Below are 18,590 nucleotides of genomic sequence, written 5' to 3'. Positions count from 1 at the left end.
GGCGCTCCGTTAGGAGGCCTGGCCGAAGATGTCGATACGGTCGCCCTCAACGAGGGTCACGATCGCGCGCTTGGTGTTCGCACGCTGGCCGAAGCCGGTGCGGGTCCGCTTGCGCTTGCCCTGCCGGTTGATCGTGTTGACCCCGGAGACCTTGACCGAGAAGACCGCCTCGACGGCCTGCTTGATCTGGGTCTTGTTGGCACGCGGGTCGACGATGAAGGTGTACTTGCCCTCGTCGAGGAGCGCGTAGCTCTTCTCCGAGACGACCGGCTTGACGAGGACGTCACGGGGGTCCGTGAAGCTCTTGCTCAGCGGCGTCTCAACGGTGTTCTTGCCCTCGGTGGCGTGGCGCTTCGCCTTGGCGACGCGCGCGGCCTTGGCGGCCTTGGCGGCCTTCGAGGCGATGCTCGGGTGACGCGTAGCCATCAGGCTTCGCTCCCTTCGGTGTCGGCGGCCTGCGGGCCAGACACGAAGGACTCGAAAGCGGCCTGGGTGAAGACCACGTCGTCCGAGACGAGAACGTCGTACGTGTTCAGCTGACCCGGCTCCAGGATGTGCACCTGGGGCAGGTTGCGAGCGGAGAGCAGCGAGGCCTCGTCCGCACGGTCGATCACGAGGAGCAGGTTCTTGCGCTCCGAGATCTTGCCGAGCAGCGACTTGGCGGCCTTGGTGGAGACTCCGCCGTCGACCACGCCGGTGACGACGTGGATGCGAGCGTTGCGGGCCCGGTCGGTGAGGGCGTGGCGCAGGGCCGCGGCCTTCATCTTCTTCGGGGTCCGCTGCGAGTAGTCACGCGGCGTGGGGCCGTGGACGACGCCACCGCCGGCGAACTGCGGCGCACGGGTCGAACCCTGGCGCGCGCGGCCGGTGCCCTTCTGGCGGTAAGGCTTCTTACCGCCACCGCGGACCTCGCCACGACGCTTCACCTTGTGCGTGCCCTGGCGGGCCGCGGCGAGCTGCGCGACGACGACCTGGTGAAGCAGCGGAACGCTGATCTTCTCCACGTCGAAGATCTCGGCCGGGAGCTCTACGGTCCCGGTCTTGTCGCCGGAGGGCGACAGAATGTCAATGGTGCTCATAGTCCTCAGGCCCCCTTGGCCGCGGTGCGGACCAGGACGAGGCCGCCGTTCGGACCAGGAACCGCGCCCTTGATGAGGAGCAGGCCCTTCTCCGCGTCAACGGCGTGAACGGTCAGGTTCTGGGTGGTGACCCGCTCGTTGCCCATACGCCCCGCCATGCGGAGGCCCTTGAACACACGACCCGGGGTGGCGCAGCCACCGATGGAGCCGGGGGAGCGGTGCTTGCGCTGGGTGCCGTGACCGGCGCCGAGGCCCTTGAAGTTGTGACGCTTCATGACACCGGCGAAGCCCTTGCCCTTGCTCTTGCCGGTCACGTCCACCTTGACGCCGGACTCGAAGGTCTCAGCGGTGATCTCCTGGCCGAGGGTGTACTCGCTGGCGTCAGCGGTACGGATCTCGACGAGGTGACGGCGGGGGGTGACGTCGGCCTTGGCGAAGTGGCCCTTGAGGGGCTTGTTCACCTTGCGAGGGTCGATCTCGCCGAAGGCGATCTGGACCGACTCGTAGCCGTCGGTGTCGTTCGTACGGACCTGGGTCACGACGTTCGGGCCGGCCTTGACGACGGTGACCGGAACAACACGGTTGTTCTCGTCCCACACCTGCGTCATGCCGAGCTTCTCGCCCAGGATGCCCTTGATCGGCTTAGTCATCTTCAGATCACCGGCCCTCAGAGCTTGATCTCGATGTCGACGCCGGCCGGAAGGTCGAGTCGCATCAGGGAGTCAACGGTCTTGGGCGTCGGGTCGAGGATGTCGATCAGGCGCTTGTGCGTGCGCATCTCGAAGTGCTCGCGCGAGTCCTTGTACTTGTGCGGCGACTTGATGACGCAGTACACGTTCTTCTCGGTAGGCAGCGGCACCGGGCCCGCGACCGACGCACCAGTACGCGTCACCGTCTCGACGATCTTCTTCGCCGAGGAGTCGATGACCTCGTGGTCGTAGGCCTTGAGCCGGATGCGGATCTTCTGTCCCGCCATGGCTACTTAGTAGTCCTGTCTCTCGTGACGCTCTGGAACCCGGGGGTCCTGTTTCACACTTCCTCCGCCCCACGCGGTCGGGCGTGTCGCAGTCCCGCTGACAGAAATATCCGTAAGGATTTCCCTGCTAAGGGGTCTGCGGCCCAGGGCCGCGGGTCCGGGGGAAGAAACCCACCGGGTGCCTGGTTCAGACACCGCACCGCACTTCCCGAAAGATTCCCGTACGTCCGCCCCAGCGCTGCCGCAAGCGACAGATAAGGCGACGAGTACTGTGGGACTCGCTTCCGGTCCTCCCGGCGGGAGGCGCACAGCATCGGCACTCAACCGAGCAACCCCGACAGTCTGCCATACGGGGCACGCCGGGGGCCAATCGAAGCTCTAGAGGTTACCCCGTGTGTGACGGAGGTCAAACCGGGGTGGGCGGCCCGCGCACAGCGAGGGGTCTTGCGCTCCCGCCGGGCCGAGCTGTGATGATGGGCGCCATGTCCGAGCACGGGGGTGCGGCGGCCGAACCGCCGCGAATGCCGAAATCACGTCTCGCGGAGTACGCGGACCAGACAGTGCGGGCGCACGAGCCGCCCGCGCCCGCCGAGGAGCCGCCGCCCGCGGCCGAGGCGGAGCGCGAACCGACGACCGCGGAGCCGCCACCGACCGAGGATCCCGAAGTCGCCGCGCGCAGACGGGAGTTCGCCGAACTGCTGGGCGAGTTCCGGCGCACGGCGGTCCTGGTCCCCCTGGGCGTGCCGGAGGGGCCGGGCGACGAACCGGCGATGCTGACGGCCGATCTGAACGGGATCCGGTTCATCCTTGCGTTCTCCGACGAGCAGGCACTGGCCCGCTACGCGCAGGCCCGCGGTGAGTACTCCCGCGAGTGGACCTACCGGACGGTGCTGGGCGCCAAGCTCCTCGATGTCGCGGTGCCCGCGGCCGGGGTCCCCTGCGGGGTGGCGCTGGACTGCGCGGACGGGCCGGACGGGATGGTCTTCCCGCCGGTCATGGGCATCGTGCCGGACGAGGCGGCCGTCGACCGTGACGTCGTCGACGAGCGGGGGGAGCGGGCGTGACGGGCGGTGGAGGCGGTGGCAAGGACCTCCAGGCGGACGGTCTGGGCCTGGTCGCCAAGGGACTGACCGAGGCGCTGGCGGAGCTGAAGGAACTCGGCATGGTCGGCGAGGCCGGGGCCGGGCGCGGGTTCGGTGACATCGCCCTGTCGGGTCTGGAGCTGGGCCACGAGGGCCTGACGGGTGAGTTCAAGTCCTTCTGTGAGCGCTGGGAGTGGGGGGTGCGTTCGCTGGTCAACGAGGGCAACGCCTTCGCGGTCAAGACCGGTCTGTCGGCGGGCACGTACTACGAGACCGAGCAGTACGTCGAGGGCTCGCTGAAGGTCATCACCAACTCCGCGATCGGCAACCCCTACGCCTCGGAGGAGGACGTCACCCAGCAGGGCTGGGGTGACATCGCCACCTCGGGCGTGCTCTCGGGCCCGGACTACAGCAAGGAGTCCTTCGACCAGGCGCTGGCCAACAGTGAGCAGGGGTGGAAGGACGCCGGGCGGGATGTGATGACCTCGCACACCGTGGGTCCGCTGGGTCTCAACCCGGAGAACCTGCACGGGGCGGCCGGGATGTCCGACGCCGAGTACGACCAGTGGCTGGACAGTACGTTCGGGCCGTCCCCGGAGGCCCGGGCCAAGGCCGCCGAACAGCAGCAGGGCGGGGGTGAGTAGCCGTGGGTCTGCTCGGAGACATCGGCAACGGTCTCAAGGACGCCGGTGGTGCGCTGAAGGACGGGATCAACGACGGCCTCGGCAAGCTGGAGGACGGTTACGAGGAGGGCAAGAAGCTCGTCGGTGAGGGCATCGACTGGGGCACGAACAAGGTCGGTGAGGGCCTGGACAAGGTCGGTCTGCACGATGCCGCCGACGCGGTCGAGGACTGGGGCGACGACGTCGCATCCGATCTCGGTGCCACCCCCGGTGAGCAGCAGCTCGGCCAGACCGAGGAGGCCGACGAGCTCGTCCACGGCAAACCCGACACGATCCGCGAGTCCGCCAAGCACCTCAAGGACTTCCACACCGCCTTCGACCATGTCGCCTCCGGCATGCGCAAGGTCGATTCCTCCGGCTGGGCCGGTGAGGGCGGTGACGCGTTCCGCAAGAAGTTCGAGATGCACCCCACCAAGTGGGCCCAGGCGGCGGATGCCTGTGAGACGGCGGCCGGGGCGCTTGAGTCCTACGCGGACACGGTCACGTGGGCACAGGGACAGGCGAAGGAGGCCGTCGAGCTCTACAAGAAGGGCAAGAAGGCCTCCGAGGACGCGGTCGACGCCTACAACAAGAAGATCGACGCCTACAACGCCAAGATCAGGGCGGACCAGGACCCGGGTCCGGAGCCGGAACCGTTCCACGACCCCGGCAAGGCCGACATCCAGGCCGCCCGGGAGAAGCTCGGCACCGCGCGCAAGCAGCGCAACACCGCCGCCTCCGACGCCCAGACCAAGGTCAGGGCCGCCCTCGCACACGCACCCGCCGAGCCCCCGCCGCTCGACCGGCTCGGCAACAACCTCGTCGACGGCTACCAGGCCTACAACACCGAACTCACCCACGTCGTCGGCGGCGTCCTCAAAGGCACCGCAGGCCTGGTCAACTTCGCCCGCGGCCTCAACCCCACCGACCCCTACAACCTCACCCACCCCGCCGCCTACCTCCAGAACGTCTCCATGACGCTCTCCGGCCTCGTCTCCACCGCCGCCCACCCCGAACGCATCGTCACCGCCGCCGTCGACGGCTTCAAGAACGACCCCTCCGAATTCGTCGGCCGCCTCCTGCCCGAACTCGTCGGCACCAAAGGCGCCGGACTCGCCCGCGGCGGAATGCGCATGGCGATGAAGGAGGGCCTGGAGTCGGGCGCCTCGCAGGTCGCGAAGGGCGGGGCGAAATACGCGGACGAGGCGGCGGGGGCGGCGCCGAAGAAATGGGACGACCTCGCCCAGAGCACCGGGCATGTCAAAGAAAAAGCCATTCACTACGACTCGGTGGACCCGCACAAGGCACAGGAATTCCTTGATTCCGAGTATCCGTGGCTCAAGGACGTGAACAACACCGGCCAGCCCGGCTACACCCTGAACTGCAGCCACAACACGGTCACCGTCGACCGCAGGCTGGACGGCATCGACGTCAGCGCGGCCCCCAAGCAGGCCGGTGACCACATCCCGCCGGAACAGCTAGGACTGCCCAACCGGGCCAAGGGCCATTACGACATGGTCAATGACTACGATGACATCATCCGCGACCTCCAGGCCCGCGGGGAGGGCTCGCGCAGCGCGGTCTATATCAGCCGTCCCGATGGTTCGGCCCACGTCTTCAACGCCGTGAACACCCCGCACGGAGTGGTATTCCTCGACGGCCAGAGCGGCACTCTCGGAAGACTGGAACAGAACGTCTCCGGAATTGGACATATTCCGTATCGCAATGGAGCTCCCTGATGGTGACCAAGGACGAAGCCGTAACAGCCGCTGAAAAGTTCCTGAAGAACATCGCTTACCCGGACCGGGCCGCTTCCGTCGTCGTACTCCCGGACACGGTCAAGCACCATCCGTACGCCTGGACCGTGCGGTTCGACTTCCAGGAGCACATCGACACCGGGGATCCGACCCAGGCCCCCTTCACCTCCCTGATCGTCGTGCCCCACGACGGTTCACCGGCCCACTTCCCCCCGACCTTCCCGCCGCCGGCGGAGTACCTGGACATGCAGGCCACCGGCAACTGGCCCCCCAAGTAAGGCCCTCCCGCTGATGCCCACTCCCGCCGACGCCGCCGCGGCCTGGCTCCACCACACCTACCGGGGCCTGGTGGAACTCGCCACGCCCCACCCCGTGCACGAGTCGCCCGCCGCCTGGCTCTTCCCCTGCCGCACCCTGCCCCAGCCCGGCTACCCCGGCACTCCGATGCTCGCGGCGTCGGTGGTCGTGCCCAGGGACGGCAGCAGCCCCTTCCATCCGTCGCCGAGCGCCCCGTTCGACGACCTCGCGCCCCCGGCGACGCAGGACGAGGCCGTCGCCCGCGTGGCGAACCAGCCGCGCCGGATCAACGCCCGCGGCTGTCTCGTCACCCTGCACTCGATGATCGACGGCGGGCCGTCGACACCGCTGCCGTGGCAGCCGTCGGACGAGGCCCCGGGCTGGTGGGACCGGCTGCTGCGGCGCTACTTCCCGGAGTTCGAGCCGGTGCCGGTGCGCACCTGGGACGAGGCCGTACGGGCGATCGCCGAGCCCGGACCCGACACGCGGGGCGTGGTGTGGGTGCGCCGCGAGGTCGCAGGGCACGAGGTGTCGGGGCACCTGCTGTACGCCCACAACAACAAGGGCCGCGTCGTCTTCCTCGACGGGCTCACCTCCTCCCTGGCCCGTCTGGACACCGACAACGTGCGGGAGCTGGTCCTCCTGCGCGGGACTCCGGGGGCTCCGCGGGCGGCGTGGGAGCGGGCCGCGCCCGACTTCGAGACCGCCCGCGACAAGGCGCGGCAGTGGCTCGACAGCACGTACGGCGGCGAGGTGGAACTCGTCGAGCCGGGCCCCGGTGACGAGACGCGGCGCGGCTGGGTCTTCTCCTGCGACACGCGACGCCATCTGCGTACCGGCCGCTGGCAGGACACCTTGCTGGACGCGACGGTCGTCGTGCCCAAGGAGGCGACCGCCCCCTTCCACGTACCGAACTCCGCGCCATGGGCCTGGCTCGCGCACTGGGACCAGGGCGGGACTCCCGGCACGGGCGGGTTCCCCGCGCCTCCGGCCCCCGGTCGCGCGTACTGGTTCGAGCCGACGCTGGCCGAGCTGGGGCAGATCCTGTCGGCCTCCGACCACCAGCAGTGGCAGTCGGCGGCGGAGGAGCTCTCGGCCTTTCCCGCCGGCTCGCGCGCGCTGGTCTGGGTCCGGCGCACGGACGGGCGGGGCCGCGAAGCGGTGGGCTGGCTCGTGACGGCCCTGACCACCGAGACGGGCGTCCTCCTCTTCGACGGCTCGTCCGAGGACCCGGTGTCGCTGGACGAGACCGGCGTACGGGCCCTGCACGTGATCCGGTACCGCTGACACCGGCGTCCGCTTCCAGGTGAACAGAACATGTACGCGCATGGAACCCACCGCCCCCTCACCACCCTCTAGACAGGTGAACCACAGCAACACCACCTGAACAGAGGCGAGCGCCACGAAGTCCGCTGCCTCACCAGCGGACGGAGTGAGCGTCACCGTGCGGAAGCGACCTGCGATATCCGGGTCCGAAAAGACCGTTGGGCGAAATACGTCCCAGCGGTCCGGTCCGGAGATACCCCGCCGTTCCCTCCTCGCCACCGGCGCCGCCCTCGCCGGAGCCGGCGCCCTCGGCGCCTGCTCCCGCGCCACCCCCGCTCTCCCGCCGCATACCACCGCCCCCTCCCCCGCGACCGGCCGCGCCGCCGCCCAGGCGGAGCGCGCGCTGTTGATGCAGGTCCTCGCCCACCCCGACGACGACCTGTACTTCATGAACCCGGACACGCAGCACTCGCTCGACGCGGGCACCCCGCTGGTCTGCGTCTACGTCACGGCCGGCGAGGCCAACGGCATGAACAAGACGCCGACCGACCGCGACCCCGCCCCCGACAAGGCGGCCTACTCCGCCGCCCGCCACCAGGGCCTGCGCCAGTCCTACGCGACCCAGCTCGGCCTGCCCGTCTTCACCCGCTGGAACAGCGGTGTCATCCGCCTGCGCAACGGCTTCAGGGCCGAGGTCGACTCCCTCGAACACCGAGGACGCCGCGTCGAGCTCGTCCACCTCGACCTCGGGATGCACACCCCGGCCGGCCACATGGGCGTCCCCGCCCTGTGGCGCGAGCGCGGCCTGCTCCTGCGCACCCTCGTCCCCGAGGGCTCACCGCTGCGCACGGTCCAGACGTACGACTACGACTCCCTGGTGGACACGCTCGTCGCCCTCTTCGAGCGGTACCGGCCCACGCTCGTACAGACGCTCGACCCGGACCCCGACATCCAGCACAGCGACCGGGAGACGCAGCTCCGGGACAGCGAGCAGATCGGCTACTCCGACCACGCCGACCACACCGCGGTGGCGTCCTTCACCTGGGCGGCGCTGATCCGCTGGGCGCAGACGGCCAAGGGCGGCCCGCCCGCGTTCCTGGCCACCGCCTTCCGCGGCTACTACAACCACCACTGGCCGAAGAACCTCCCACCGAGGGTCCTCGACCAGAAGGCCGCGCACCTCGTCCCCTACGGCGCCGCGCCCGACTGGGACTGCGGCAACCCTGCGGGCTGCGGTGACTACAACGTCGGTGGCGACCGCCCCCTCACCAATCGCAAGGGCTGGGTCCGCTCCACCCACTACCGCTACCCCGGCCCCCGTCTCGCCCTCCTGAAGAACTCCGACGGCGCGCTCACCGCGTACGGCGTCCTCGGCCTGCGCGCGGTCCGCTACGACGAGAGGAACGGGGCGTTCGGCGCGCCGGCCGACCTCGGCGGCGGCCCGCTCGCCCCGGTGCTCGGCGGCGCCGCACTCCCCGACGGCCGCCACCTGGTGTGCGGGCTGCGGCTCGCCGCGATCGAGGGCCGGGGCGCGACCGGCCTGCGCGAGATCGTCGTCCTGGAACAGCGCGGCCCGCACACGTACGGCTCCTGGAGCAGCCTCGGCAACCCGGAGGCCGACGCCGACCGTGGCCGCCGCATCGGCGTCCCCGTGATGGTCACCGCCCCCGACGGCCGCGTGCACCTCTTCGTCCGCAACGCCGACCAGGGCATCAGCACGCGCGTCCGCGCCGCCTCCGGGACGTGGGCGCCCTGGCGCGACCTCGGCGGCGGCCCCGTGCAGGACGGCCTCACCGCCGTGGTCGGCGACGACCGGCAGGTGCACCTGTACGCCCCCGGCCACGACACCGTGCACCACTGGACCCCGCAGGGCCCGGACCCGCTGCCCCGCCTCCCCACCCCCGCGGACGCGATAGCCGCCTCCGGCAGCCGCCTGTACTTCCGTCCGCCGGCCTCCGACCGCCTGCTCTCCCCGGGCGGCCCGGACGTACGTTTCCCCGGCTACGGTCCGGTGACGGCGGCGGGCCCCTACCTCCTCGGCCGCGACGACGCGGGCCGCGTCCAGCTCCTCCACGAGGGCCGCGTCACCCGCCCCACCGGCACCCCGCCCACCCTGGCGGGCCCCGCCCTCATCGCCGACCGGCACGGCCCCACCGTCGCGGGCCTCTCCCCGGACGCCCACCCGTGGCTGTGGCGCCCGACGCAGACGCAGGTGTGACCCGCACGCGGTAGCCGCGAGCACACGAAAAGGGCCCGTACGACCGAAGTCGTACGGGCCCTTTCAGAGCTCGTGGGAGCTACCAGGCATCAAGCCCCGAAGGGACTCAACAGGTAAGCGGATGCTTACTTGTTGATCTTGGTGACCTGGCCGGCGCCGACGGTCCGGCCACCCTCACGGATGGCGAACTTCAGGCCCTCTTCCATGGCGACGGGCTGGATGAGCTCAACGGTCATCTCAGTGTTGTCACCCGGCATGACCATCTCGGTGCCCTCGGGGAGGGTCACGACGCCGGTCACGTCCGTGGTACGGAAGTAGAACTGCGGGCGGTAGTTGTTGAAGAACGGGGTGTGACGGCCACCCTCGTCCTTCGACAGGATGTAGGCCTGGGCCTCGAACTCGGTGTGCGGCGTGACCGAACCGGGCTTGATGATGACCTGGCCGCGCTCGACGTCCTCGCGCTTGATGCCACGGAGGAGCAGACCGACGTTCTCACCGGCCTGGCCCTCGTCGAGCAGCTTGCGGAACATCTCGATGCCGGTGACCGTGGTGGTGGTCTTCTCGGTCTTGATGCCGATGATGTCGACGGTCTCGTTGACCTTGAGGACACCACGCTCGATACGACCGGTGACGACCGTGCCACGACCGGTGATCGTGAAGACGTCCTCGATCGGCATGAGGAACGGCTTGTCGACGTCGCGCTCGGGCTCCGGGATCGACTCGTCGACGGCCTTCATCAGGTCGAGGACGGTCTGGCCCCACTCCTTGTCGCCCTCAAGGGCCTTCAGAGCGGAGACCTTGACGACCGGAAGGTCGTCGCCCGGGAACTCGTACTCGGAGAGGAGCTCACGGACCTCGAGCTCGACGAGCTCCAGGATCTCCTCGTCGTCCACCATGTCGGCCTTGTTCAGGGCGACGACGATGTACGGAACGCCGACCTGGCGGGCCAGGAGCACGTGCTCCTTGGTCTGCGGCATCGGGCCGTCGGTGGCGGCGACCACGAGGATGGCGCCGTCCATCTGCGCCGCACCCGTGATCATGTTCTTGATGTAGTCCGCGTGACCGGGGCAGTCGACGTGGGCGTAGTGACGCGTCTCCGTCTGGTACTCGACGTGCGCGATGGAGATGGTGATACCGCGCTGGCGCTCCTCAGGAGCCTTGTCGATCTGGTCGAAGGCCGAGGCCTCGTTCAGGTCCGGGTACGCGTCGTGCAGCACCTTGGTAATGGCGGCCGTGAGGGTCGTCTTACCGTGGTCGATGTGACCGATGGTGCCGATGTTGACGTGCGGCTTAGTCCGCTCGAACTTCGCCTTCGCCACTGGGTCCTCCTGGGAGTGGTTCTGTACGCCTTGCTTCATCGGCGCCAGGTGATCTTTGCTGGAAAGCCCGGGCCCCGGGGCACTTCACGACGGTTGTCGGGAAATGCCCCGAGAGGCTCCGGAGTCAAGCCTAAAGCGTGAACTCGAGTGAGTTACTCGCCCTTGGCCTTCGCGATGATCTCCTCGGCGACGTTCCGCGGAACCTCGGCGTAGGAGTCGAACTGCATTGAGTAGCTTGCGCGACCCGACGTCTTGCTGCGGAGGTCTCCGACGTAGCCGAACATCTCCGAGAGGGGCACGAGGCCCTTCACGACGCGAGCGCCGCTGCGCTCCTCCATGGCCTGGATCTGGCCACGGCGGGAGTTGATGTCGCCGATGACGTCACCCATGTAGTCCTCGGGCGTGGTGACCTCGACGGCCATCATCGGCTCGAGCAGCACGGGCTTCGCCTGCCGCGCGGCCTCCTTGAAGGCCTGCGAACCGGCGATCTTGAAGGCCAGCTCCGAGGAGTCGACCTCGTGGTAGGCACCGTCGAGAAGCGTGACGCGGACGCCCGTCATCTCGTAACCGGCGAGGATGCCGAACTGCATGGCCTCCTGCGCACCGGCGTCCACCGACGGGATGTACTCCCGCGGGATACGGCCACCGGTGACCTTGTTCACGAACTCGTACGAGGCGTCGCCGCCCTCGATGGGCTCGATCGCGATCTGCACCTTGGCGAACTGACCGGTACCACCGGTCTGCTTCTTGTGGGTGTAGTCCACGCGCTCGACGGCCCGACGGATCGTCTCGCGGTACGCGACCTGGGGCTTGCCGACGTTCGCCTCGACGCGGAACTCGCGCTTCATGCGGTCGACGAGCACCTCGAGGTGGAGCTCACCCATACCACCGATGATGGTCTGGCCGGTCTCCTCGTCCGAGTGCACCCGGAAGGAGGGGTCCTCCTCCGAGAGACGCTGGATGGCGACACCCAGCTTCTCCTGGTCGCCCTTGGACTTGGGCTCGATCGCGACCTCGATGACCGGCGCCGGGAAGTCCATGGACTCCAGGATGACCGGGGCCTTGTCGTCCGACAGCGTCTCACCGGTGGTGGTCTGCTTCAGGCCCATGACGGCGACGATGTCACCGGCGCCCACCGACTCGATCTCCTCACGCTTGTTCGCGTGCATACGGTAGATCTTGCCGATGCGCTCCTTCTTGCCCTTGACGGGGTTCAGCACCGCGGTGCCGGACTCCAGGCGGCCCGAGTACACCCGGACGAAGGTGAGCTTGCCGAGGTGCGGGTCGCTCATGATCTTGAAGGCCAGAGCGGCCAGCGGCTCGTCGTCCGACGGCTTGCGCTTGACGACGACCTCGGGGTCCTTGACGTCGTGGCCCTCGATGGCCTCGACGTCGAGCGGGGTCGGCAGGTAGCGCACGACGGCGTCGAGCAGGGGCTGAACGCCCTTGTTCTTGAACGCGGTGCCGCAGAAGACGGGGGTGACGGTGGTGTCGCCGCCCTTGCCCGAGGCGATGGTGATGCGACGCACGGCGGCGTACAGCTGCTCCACGGTGGGCTCGGTGCCCTCCAGGAACAGCTCCATCATCTCCTCGTCGTTCTCCGCGACGGCCTCGAGCAGCTTGCCGCGGTACTCGGCGGCAGCCTCGACGTGCGTGTCGGGGATGTCGACGATGTCGTAGGCCTCGCCCTTGGCGGCCTCGGCCGACCAGACGAGCGCCTTCATCGTGACGAGGTCGACGACGCCCTTGAAGTCGGCCTCGGCACCGATCGGGAGCTGCATGACCAGCGGGGTCGCACCGAGGCGGTCGACGATCATGTCGACGCAGCGGTGGAACTCGGCACCCGTACGGTCCAGCTTGTTCACGAAGCAGATGCGCGGCACGCCGTAACGGTCGGCCTGACGCCACACCGTCTCGGACTGCGGCTCAACGCCGGCGACACCGTCGAACACCGTCACGGCACCATCGAGGACACGCAGGGAGCGCTCCACCTCGACGGTGAAGTCGACGTGACCCGGGGTGTCGATGATGTTGATCGTGTAGTCGTCGTTCTCGAGCGGCCAGTGACAGGTGGTCGCAGCGGAGGTGATGGTGATACCACGCTCCTGCTCCTGCTCCATCCAGTCCATCGTGGCAGCGCCGTCGTGGACCTCACCGATCTTGTACGAGACGCCGGTGTAGAACAGGATCCGCTCGGTCGTCGTCGTCTTGCCCGCGTCGATGTGGGCCATGATCCCGATGTTGCGGACCTTGGCCAGGTCAAGTGAAGTGGTAGCCATAAGGCTTCAGTCTTCTCTCGGTCTCGATGTGGGTAGCGACTACCAGCGGTAGTGCGCGAAGGCCTTGTTGGACTCGGCCATCTTGTGCGTGTCCTCGCGCTTCTTGACGGCCGCACCGAGGCCGTTCGAGGCGTCGAGCAGCTCGTTCGTCAGACGCTCGGTCATCGTCTTCTCGCGGCGGGCACGCGAGTAGCCGACGAGCCAGCGGAGCGCGAGGGTGTTGGCGCGACCGGGCTTGACCTCGATCGGCACCTGGTAGGTGGCGCCACCGACACGGCGGGACTTGACCTCGAGGGTCGGCTTGATGTTCTCCAGCGCGCGCTTCAGCGTGATGACCGGGTCGTTGCCCGACTTCTCACGCAGACCCTCCATGGCGCCGTACACGATGCGCTCGGCGGTGGAGCGCTTGCCGTTCAGCAGCACCTTGTTGATGAGGGAGGTCACCAGAGGAGAACCGTAGACCGGGTCGATGATGACCGGGCGCTTCGGGGCGGGGCCCTTACGAGGCATTCTTACTTCTCCTTCTTGGCGCCGTAGCGGCTGCGGGCCTGCTTGCGGTTCTTGACACCCTGGGTGTCGAGCGAACCGCGGATGATCTTGTAACGAACACCGGGCAGGTCCTTCACACGGCCGCCACGCACGAGCACGATGGAGTGCTCCTGCAGGTTGTGTCCCTCACCCGGAATGTAGGCCGTGACCTCGATCCCGGAGGTCAGACGCACACGCGCGACCTTACGGAGGGCCGAGTTCGGCTTCTTCGGGGTGGTCGTGAACACACGCGTGCAGACACCACGGCGCTGGGGCGAACCCTCGAGCGCGGGCGTCTTGTTCTTCTCGACCTTGTCCTGCCGGCCCTTCCGGACCAGCTGCTGGATCGTAGGCACTACTTCTCCGGTTTCTGTGTGCCGAATAGTAAAGCTAACCTGGAACGCCCTCCGACCCACGCGGTCGGGTGTGTCGAATACTGCAGACCCCCGCGAAAGAGCGGGAAGGCGGCAGATTGCGGTGGCCTTGATCTCAACCTTCAACGGCATCGATCGGGACTCGCCGTGCGGTTGAAGACACGCACACGAGCCCAGGCACACCCCAGGCACAAGGTCTGAGCGTACCTATCTCATACGCTGCGGTCAAAACAAATACCCCGCAGCCAGGACACGCCGGGCGCAGCTCAGCCGCCCTGGGAGGCCGCGGCCAGCACCACGAACGTGATGAACAGCACCCAGCCCACGACCGACAGCCATCCGAGCACCAGCCCGGCCACCGCCATCCCGTCGCCCTGCTGCCCGGTCCGCCTGATCTCGCCCCGGGCCATATGGCCGAGGATCACGGCGGGAATCCCGCTCAGACCCGCCGAGAAGAACGTCGACACCCCGCACACCAGCGCCCCGATGGCCTTCCCGTTGGTCGGCACGGGCAACGGCGGCGCCGGCAGGAACGTCCGCGGCACGGGTGCCGTCTGGAAGGACTGCTGCGGTACGGGCCCCTGCGGCAGATCCGCGACCAGGGCACTCAGCTCGCCGACGGTACGCGCCTGATAGGCCCGCTCGACCCGGTTCTCGTACTCCCCCTGCGGCATCCGCCCCTCGGCGAACCCGGCCCGCAACACATCGACCGCCCGCTCCCGGTCCGCGTGCGCGGCCAGCATCGACGGCTGGTGGCTGTGGGACGGCGGCCAGGGCGCCGGCTGCCACGACGAATTCGACACGAGACCACTCCCCCGGACCGGACTGCGTAGGTCTGCTGTCCTCATCATGCTCCAACGCTGATTATCCGCCACTGGTTCCCGGTCCGCCTCTACTACGACTGATAGTCGCCAATCCTTGTGTGGGCGCTTCAAGTACGTTGACTGGTTGCGAAATGACGCGGCTGATCACGGGGGCGGGGCCGATGGCGACGGTACGTACACGGGCGTGGGACGACGACGGCTTCGACGACGCGGTGCCCTTCCTCGCCCGGCTGGACCAGGAGGACCGGGCTGCCCTGCTGGCCACCGGCCGGCTGCTCCGCTACCCGGCACGGCGCGTGCTCATGCAGCAGGACGAGCCGTCGGCCCACGTCCTGCTGCTCCTGCGCGGCTGGACGAAGGTCACGGCACTCGCCGCCAACGGCTACGAGGCGCTCCTCGCCCTCCGGGGGCCCGGCGACATCATCGGGGAGGGCGCCGCGCTCAGCGGCCGTCACCGTTCGGCGACCGTGACGACGCTGGAGGCGGTCGAGGCGGTCGTCATCGACGAGAGCCGGTTCACTTCCTTCCTCGCCGACAACGCACGCGTGGCCTTGCAGCTGCTCGGCCTCACGACGGACCGGCAACGCTCCACGGACCGGCGACGGCTGGAATGGGCGGCCCTGTCGGTGCGGGTACGGCTGGCCGTCCTGCTCCTCGAACTCGTCCGCACCCACGGTTCCAGGACCGAGGAGGGCATCGAGCTGACGATCAGGCTCAGTCAACAGGAGTTCGCCGGCTCGGTCGGGGCGTCGCGGGAGGCCGTGGCCCGGCTGCTCAGGGACCTGCGCGCCCGGGAGGTCGTCGTGACCAGACGGCGTCGCATCGTCGTCCTCCGGCCGGACGTCCTGCGCCGCATCATCGGCGGGCACCCCGACTGACCCCGCGCCGGCGCCCTTTCGGCTCTGTGTACACGGTCACAGTTCCTCCGTGTCACCGTGCCTCTGCGGATCGCCGTCGGGACGCCATCGTGCTGGACAACGATCCGGCTCACGAGAGGCAGTCATGGACGACCCCGTGTTTCGCACCCTCCTCCTCTTCGACATCGAGCAGTACGGCCGACGCGACAACGTCGAGCAGGCGTTCCTGCGCCGCCTGCTCTACGAGGTGGCCAACGCCACGCTGCTCAGCGGCGCCGTCGACGAGACCTCGCGGCTGCGCGCGGACCGCGGTGACTCGGTCATGGAACTCATCGACGCGCAGGCCTCGGTACCCAGGCTCGTGAAGACCCTGCTGACCGAGACCCCGGCCCTGCTGCACAGCAAGAACCGGCTGATGGCCGAGAGCGCCAGGATGCGGCTGCGTATCGTGCTGGCCTCGGGCTACGTGGCCGTGGACGAGCATGAGGGCTGGGTCGGTTCGGACCTGAACCACGCCGTTCGCCTGCTCGACTCCGATCCGCTGCGCGAAGCGCTGAGGAACCGGACGGACGACTGCGTCCTGTGCGTGTCGGACAGCATCTACCAAGGTGTCGTGAGCCACGGACCGCTCGGTGTGCGGCCGGAGACCTTCCACCGCATCACCGTGGACACCAAGGAAGGGCCGACGGTGGCGTGGCTGCACGGCGAGCCGGGCCCGACGCCGCCCTCGGAACCCGCCACCGGCTCCGTCCCCGCCGCCGGGTCCGTCCCCACCAGCGGGTCCGTCCCCACCCCCGGTACAGCCGCGCCCCAGCACAGCGAGACCCACGTCGACGGTGACCAGTACGGACAGACAGGCGGCGCCCACCACGGGGACACCACCTTCCACTTCACCCGTTCCCGTCGGGACGAGCAGCGATGAGCCAGGGCGGCCCGGCAGCGCAGGGTGCGGCGAACCCGCCTGAAGAAGCGGCCCAGGACGGCGACCAGAAGCGGCCGGCCGACGGGGACGACGCTCAGGAGAAGCGGAGGCAGTCGGCCTGGTCCGCGCGTCGCGACCTGCTCACCCACGCGCCCGACTTCGTCGCGACTTTGGTCGGCGGGGACCAGTACGGGCAGACGGGCGGCGCGCACTACGGCGACAAGATCTACCAGTTCGGGCCCCGCACCGATCGTGCCCGCGCTCTGTCCGGACCGATACCGAGCGCGGAGATCGCGTCCTTGGTGGGCGTGTTCCAGGAATGCCCGCGCTTCGGCGAGGCATACGCGCGGCTCAAGGAGGACAAGGTCGTCTTCCTGTCCGGCGGCCGGGACACCGGCCGGCGCACCGCGGCTCTGATGCTGCTGCACCGGATGGGCGTCGAAGGGATGCGCTCCCTCGACCTGCGGACGTTCTCGGCGCTTCCCGACCAGTTGGACCCGGCGATCGGCTACGTCGTATGCGATCTGGCCGTCAGCGGGAACAACCCCGTACGGGAGGCTCAGCTGCTGGCGCTGCGGGAGCGGCTGGAGAAGTCCCGCGCCTTCATGGTGATCACCGTGGAGCCTTCGGCGCCGCTGACCGGCGTCCCGTTCGTGCCCTGGGAGCCTCCACCTCCCGAAGCGATACTCGGCGCCCACGTCGTCCCCGAGGCCGGTGCGGCCTCCTGGGCGTCCCTGTCCGGACTGACCGCGGTCAAGGAGTTCCTCGGCCACCGCCACAGCCCGGAAGAGATCAAGCAGTTCGCACAGCAACTGCTCGCCCACCACCGCGGCGAGATCAGCGAGGCGCAACTGGCTGCGATCGGGGACACCGCGGTCGCGGCGCAGGTGACCCGATGGCTGCGCCAGGAGGACTCCACCCTGCACGACAAGGCGTTCCTCATCTCCCTCGCCGTCTTCGACAAGGCGCCGTACGCGGTGACGGCAGAGCTCAGCGACAATCTCTTCACCCGTTTACACAAGATCCAAGACCCCGGAGTACCACCCAGGATCCAAGTCTTCGGCAGTTCCCGGGAAGAACGGCTCCACCTCGCCCGGGCCGACGGCTACGTGACCGCGGAGGTCACCGAGTGGGGCCCCCTGGAGGGCAAGTTCTGCGCCGCGTTCCACGACGACCGCACCGCGCAGGTGCTGCTCGAGGAGGTCTGGAATCTCCACCCGTCCGCGCGTCCGGCCCTCGTGGACTGGATCCGCGCCCTCGCGGAGGACCGCCGCCCGCTGGTGCGGACCCGGGCCGCGACCGCCGCCGCGCTGCTGGCCGCGGCCGACCTCTCGTCCGCCATCGCCCACCTCGTCGAACCCTGGGCCGACGGCCGTCATCCGCACTCCTGGCTGACCGCCGCCAACGCCCTGACCATGGCCCAACTCCTGGGCGTACCGACGGTCATCCGGATCCTGCACGACTGGTGCACCGGTGATGACGACAGCCGCCGGTGGACCGCGATCCGCGCCTACGGGCTCCTCGGGCCGGTCCACCACGAGGCCGTGCTGGAGGCGCTCGTCGAAGCCATCCACCACCAGCCGCCCGAAGACCCGGACCCGCGGGCCGAGGACACCGAGGACGCCGAGGACATCCCGGAATCGGAGCGGCAGTTCGCCGACGCCCTCCAACTCCTGCTCCTGGCCGTGGGCGAACCCGTCCTGTCCGCACTGGCCGAGCTGATCGAACACGACCGCGCCGTCCGGCCGCACGCTCTGCGCGCCTTTCGACAGGCCTGTGAGCAGCCCGCCGACGAAGGCGGCCAGGTCCCCCCGGTACTGCTCTGGTACGCGCAGGCCGACGCCGAGGAGGATCTGTCGGCCGCCCAGCACCTGACCCGCTTCTGGGAGGCGATCCTGGCCGACCGCGCCCACCAGGAGCAGGCCCTCCTCGTCGTCCGCGACTGGGTGCACGCCGCGGACTCGGCTCCGGCCGTCGAGACCGCCCTCGCCGCACTGCTGCCCGCTCTGGCCCGGACCGCCATCAACCACCGGCGCGTCAGCCATCTCCTGCGTACGGTCCACGACTCCACGGGTTCCCGGTCGCCGGCCGCCGACCGGTTGCAGGCGCTCCTGCCCGTCCCCCGACCGACCTGACCGGCGCCGAAAGGT

Annotated in this window: 18 protein-coding genes; 9 read left to right on the top strand and 9 right to left on the bottom strand. The window is 69.1% G+C overall.

All coding sequences use genetic code 11. From position 1 onward, the window contains the following. Nucleotides 1–9: 9 nt before the first annotated feature. Genes rplW through rpsJ form a run of 4 tightly spaced genes read right to left on the bottom strand, consistent with a single transcriptional unit; the run spans nucleotide 10 to nucleotide 2,055 of the window. Entirely contained in the window at nucleotides 10–426 is a 417-nt protein-coding gene (gene rplW, locus ACIRF8_RS02040; RefSeq protein ID WP_164304029.1) for a 50S ribosomal protein L23, read from the bottom strand. After that, on the bottom strand, nucleotides 426–1,079 hold the full coding sequence (gene rplD / locus ACIRF8_RS02035; RefSeq protein ID WP_404209904.1) for a 50S ribosomal protein L4: 654 nt from the start codon (nucleotides 1,077–1,079) through the stop codon (nucleotides 426–428). Before rplD ends, rplW begins: the two co-directional genes overlap by 1 nt. A 5-nt stretch (nucleotides 1,080–1,084) precedes the next feature. Then, on the bottom strand, nucleotides 1,085–1,729 hold the full coding sequence (gene rplC, locus ACIRF8_RS02030; RefSeq protein WP_361080973.1) for a 50S ribosomal protein L3: 645 nt from the start codon (nucleotides 1,727–1,729) through the stop codon (nucleotides 1,085–1,087). 17 nt (nucleotides 1,730–1,746) lie between these two features. After that, nucleotides 1,747–2,055: a 30S ribosomal protein S10 gene (gene rpsJ, locus ACIRF8_RS02025; protein WP_003948644.1), complete on the bottom strand. Its 309-nt coding sequence runs from the start codon at nucleotides 2,053–2,055 to the stop codon at nucleotides 1,747–1,749. A gap of 482 nt (nucleotides 2,056–2,537) precedes the next feature. Between rpsJ and ACIRF8_RS02020 the strand changes: the two genes are divergently transcribed. The 6 genes from ACIRF8_RS02020 (at nucleotide 2,538) to ACIRF8_RS01995 (ending at nucleotide 9,337) form a co-directional block, all read left to right on the top strand. After that, complete coding sequence (locus ACIRF8_RS02020) at nucleotides 2,538–3,119, top strand: hypothetical protein (protein WP_404209902.1); 582 nt, start codon at nucleotides 2,538–2,540, stop codon at nucleotides 3,117–3,119. Beyond that, entirely contained in the window at nucleotides 3,116–3,781 is a 666-nt protein-coding gene (locus tag ACIRF8_RS02015; protein WP_404209900.1) for a hypothetical protein, read from the top strand. The genes ACIRF8_RS02020 and ACIRF8_RS02015 overlap by 4 nt, the downstream gene beginning before the upstream one ends. 2 nt (nucleotides 3,782–3,783) lie before the next feature. Next, a complete protein-coding gene (locus tag ACIRF8_RS02010; protein WP_404209898.1) occupies nucleotides 3,784–5,538 on the top strand; it encodes a putative T7SS-secreted protein in 1,755 nt (584 codons plus the stop codon). Next, nucleotides 5,538–5,834: a YrhB domain-containing protein gene (locus tag ACIRF8_RS02005; protein ID WP_404209896.1), complete on the top strand. Its 297-nt coding sequence runs from the start codon at nucleotides 5,538–5,540 to the stop codon at nucleotides 5,832–5,834. The genes ACIRF8_RS02010 and ACIRF8_RS02005 overlap by 1 nt, the downstream gene beginning before the upstream one ends. A 13-nt stretch (nucleotides 5,835–5,847) precedes the next feature. After that, complete coding sequence (locus tag ACIRF8_RS02000; RefSeq protein ID WP_404209894.1) at nucleotides 5,848–7,140, top strand: YrhB domain-containing protein; 1,293 nt, start codon at nucleotides 5,848–5,850, stop codon at nucleotides 7,138–7,140. Between the two features lie 157 nt (nucleotides 7,141–7,297). Then, nucleotides 7,298–9,337: a PIG-L family deacetylase gene (locus ACIRF8_RS01995; protein WP_404209892.1), complete on the top strand. Its 2,040-nt coding sequence runs from the start codon at nucleotides 7,298–7,300 to the stop codon at nucleotides 9,335–9,337. A 125-nt stretch (nucleotides 9,338–9,462) separates the two neighbouring features. Here the strand turns inward: ACIRF8_RS01995 and tuf are convergent, their stop codons facing one another. The 5 genes from tuf to ACIRF8_RS01970 form a co-directional block, all read right to left on the bottom strand. Continuing rightward, entirely contained in the window at nucleotides 9,463–10,656 is a 1,194-nt protein-coding gene (gene tuf, locus ACIRF8_RS01990) for an elongation factor Tu (RefSeq protein ID WP_404209890.1), read from the bottom strand. Between the two features lie 152 nt (nucleotides 10,657–10,808). Then, the gene (gene fusA / locus ACIRF8_RS01985; RefSeq protein WP_404209888.1) at nucleotides 10,809–12,935 is read right to left on the bottom strand and encodes an elongation factor G; all 2,127 of its coding nucleotides are present in this window, start codon (nucleotides 12,933–12,935) and stop codon (nucleotides 10,809–10,811) included. A gap of 39 nt (nucleotides 12,936–12,974) precedes the next feature. Further along, nucleotides 12,975–13,445 (bottom strand): 30S ribosomal protein S7, encoded by a 471-nt coding sequence (gene rpsG, locus ACIRF8_RS01980; protein ID WP_119286186.1) that lies wholly within the window; start codon nucleotides 13,443–13,445, stop codon nucleotides 12,975–12,977. A gap of 2 nt (nucleotides 13,446–13,447) precedes the next feature. Further along, nucleotides 13,448–13,819 carry a 30S ribosomal protein S12 gene (gene rpsL, locus ACIRF8_RS01975; protein WP_003948652.1) on the bottom strand — a complete coding sequence of 124 codons (372 nt, stop codon included), beginning with the start codon at nucleotides 13,817–13,819 and terminating at the stop codon, nucleotides 13,448–13,450. Nucleotides 13,820–14,103: 284 nt separating this feature from the next. Continuing rightward, the gene (locus tag ACIRF8_RS01970) at nucleotides 14,104–14,580 is read right to left on the bottom strand and encodes a DUF1707 and DUF4190 domain-containing protein (RefSeq protein ID WP_404212222.1); all 477 of its coding nucleotides are present in this window, start codon (nucleotides 14,578–14,580) and stop codon (nucleotides 14,104–14,106) included. A 242-nt stretch (nucleotides 14,581–14,822) separates the two neighbouring features. Between ACIRF8_RS01970 and ACIRF8_RS01965 the strand changes: the two genes are divergently transcribed. The 3 genes from ACIRF8_RS01965 to ACIRF8_RS01955 all read left to right on the top strand — a co-directional run bounded on the left by ACIRF8_RS01965 (nucleotide 14,823) and on the right by ACIRF8_RS01955 (nucleotide 18,575). Beyond that, complete coding sequence (locus tag ACIRF8_RS01965; protein WP_404209886.1) at nucleotides 14,823–15,539, top strand: Crp/Fnr family transcriptional regulator; 717 nt, start codon at nucleotides 14,823–14,825, stop codon at nucleotides 15,537–15,539. 124 nt (nucleotides 15,540–15,663) lie between these two features. After that, the gene (locus ACIRF8_RS01960; RefSeq protein WP_404209884.1) at nucleotides 15,664–16,440 is read left to right on the top strand and encodes a hypothetical protein; all 777 of its coding nucleotides are present in this window, start codon (nucleotides 15,664–15,666) and stop codon (nucleotides 16,438–16,440) included. After that, nucleotides 16,437–18,575: a hypothetical protein gene (locus tag ACIRF8_RS01955; protein ID WP_404209882.1), complete on the top strand. Its 2,139-nt coding sequence runs from the start codon at nucleotides 16,437–16,439 to the stop codon at nucleotides 18,573–18,575. Before ACIRF8_RS01960 ends, ACIRF8_RS01955 begins: the two co-directional genes overlap by 4 nt. The last annotated feature ends 15 nt before the right edge of the window (nucleotides 18,576–18,590 follow it).

This window comes from Streptomyces sp. NPDC102406, assembly GCF_044765725.1.
Taxonomy (GTDB): domain Bacteria; phylum Actinomycetota; class Actinomycetes; order Streptomycetales; family Streptomycetaceae; genus Streptomyces.
This window is presented reverse-complemented; position numbering and strand designations above follow the sequence as displayed.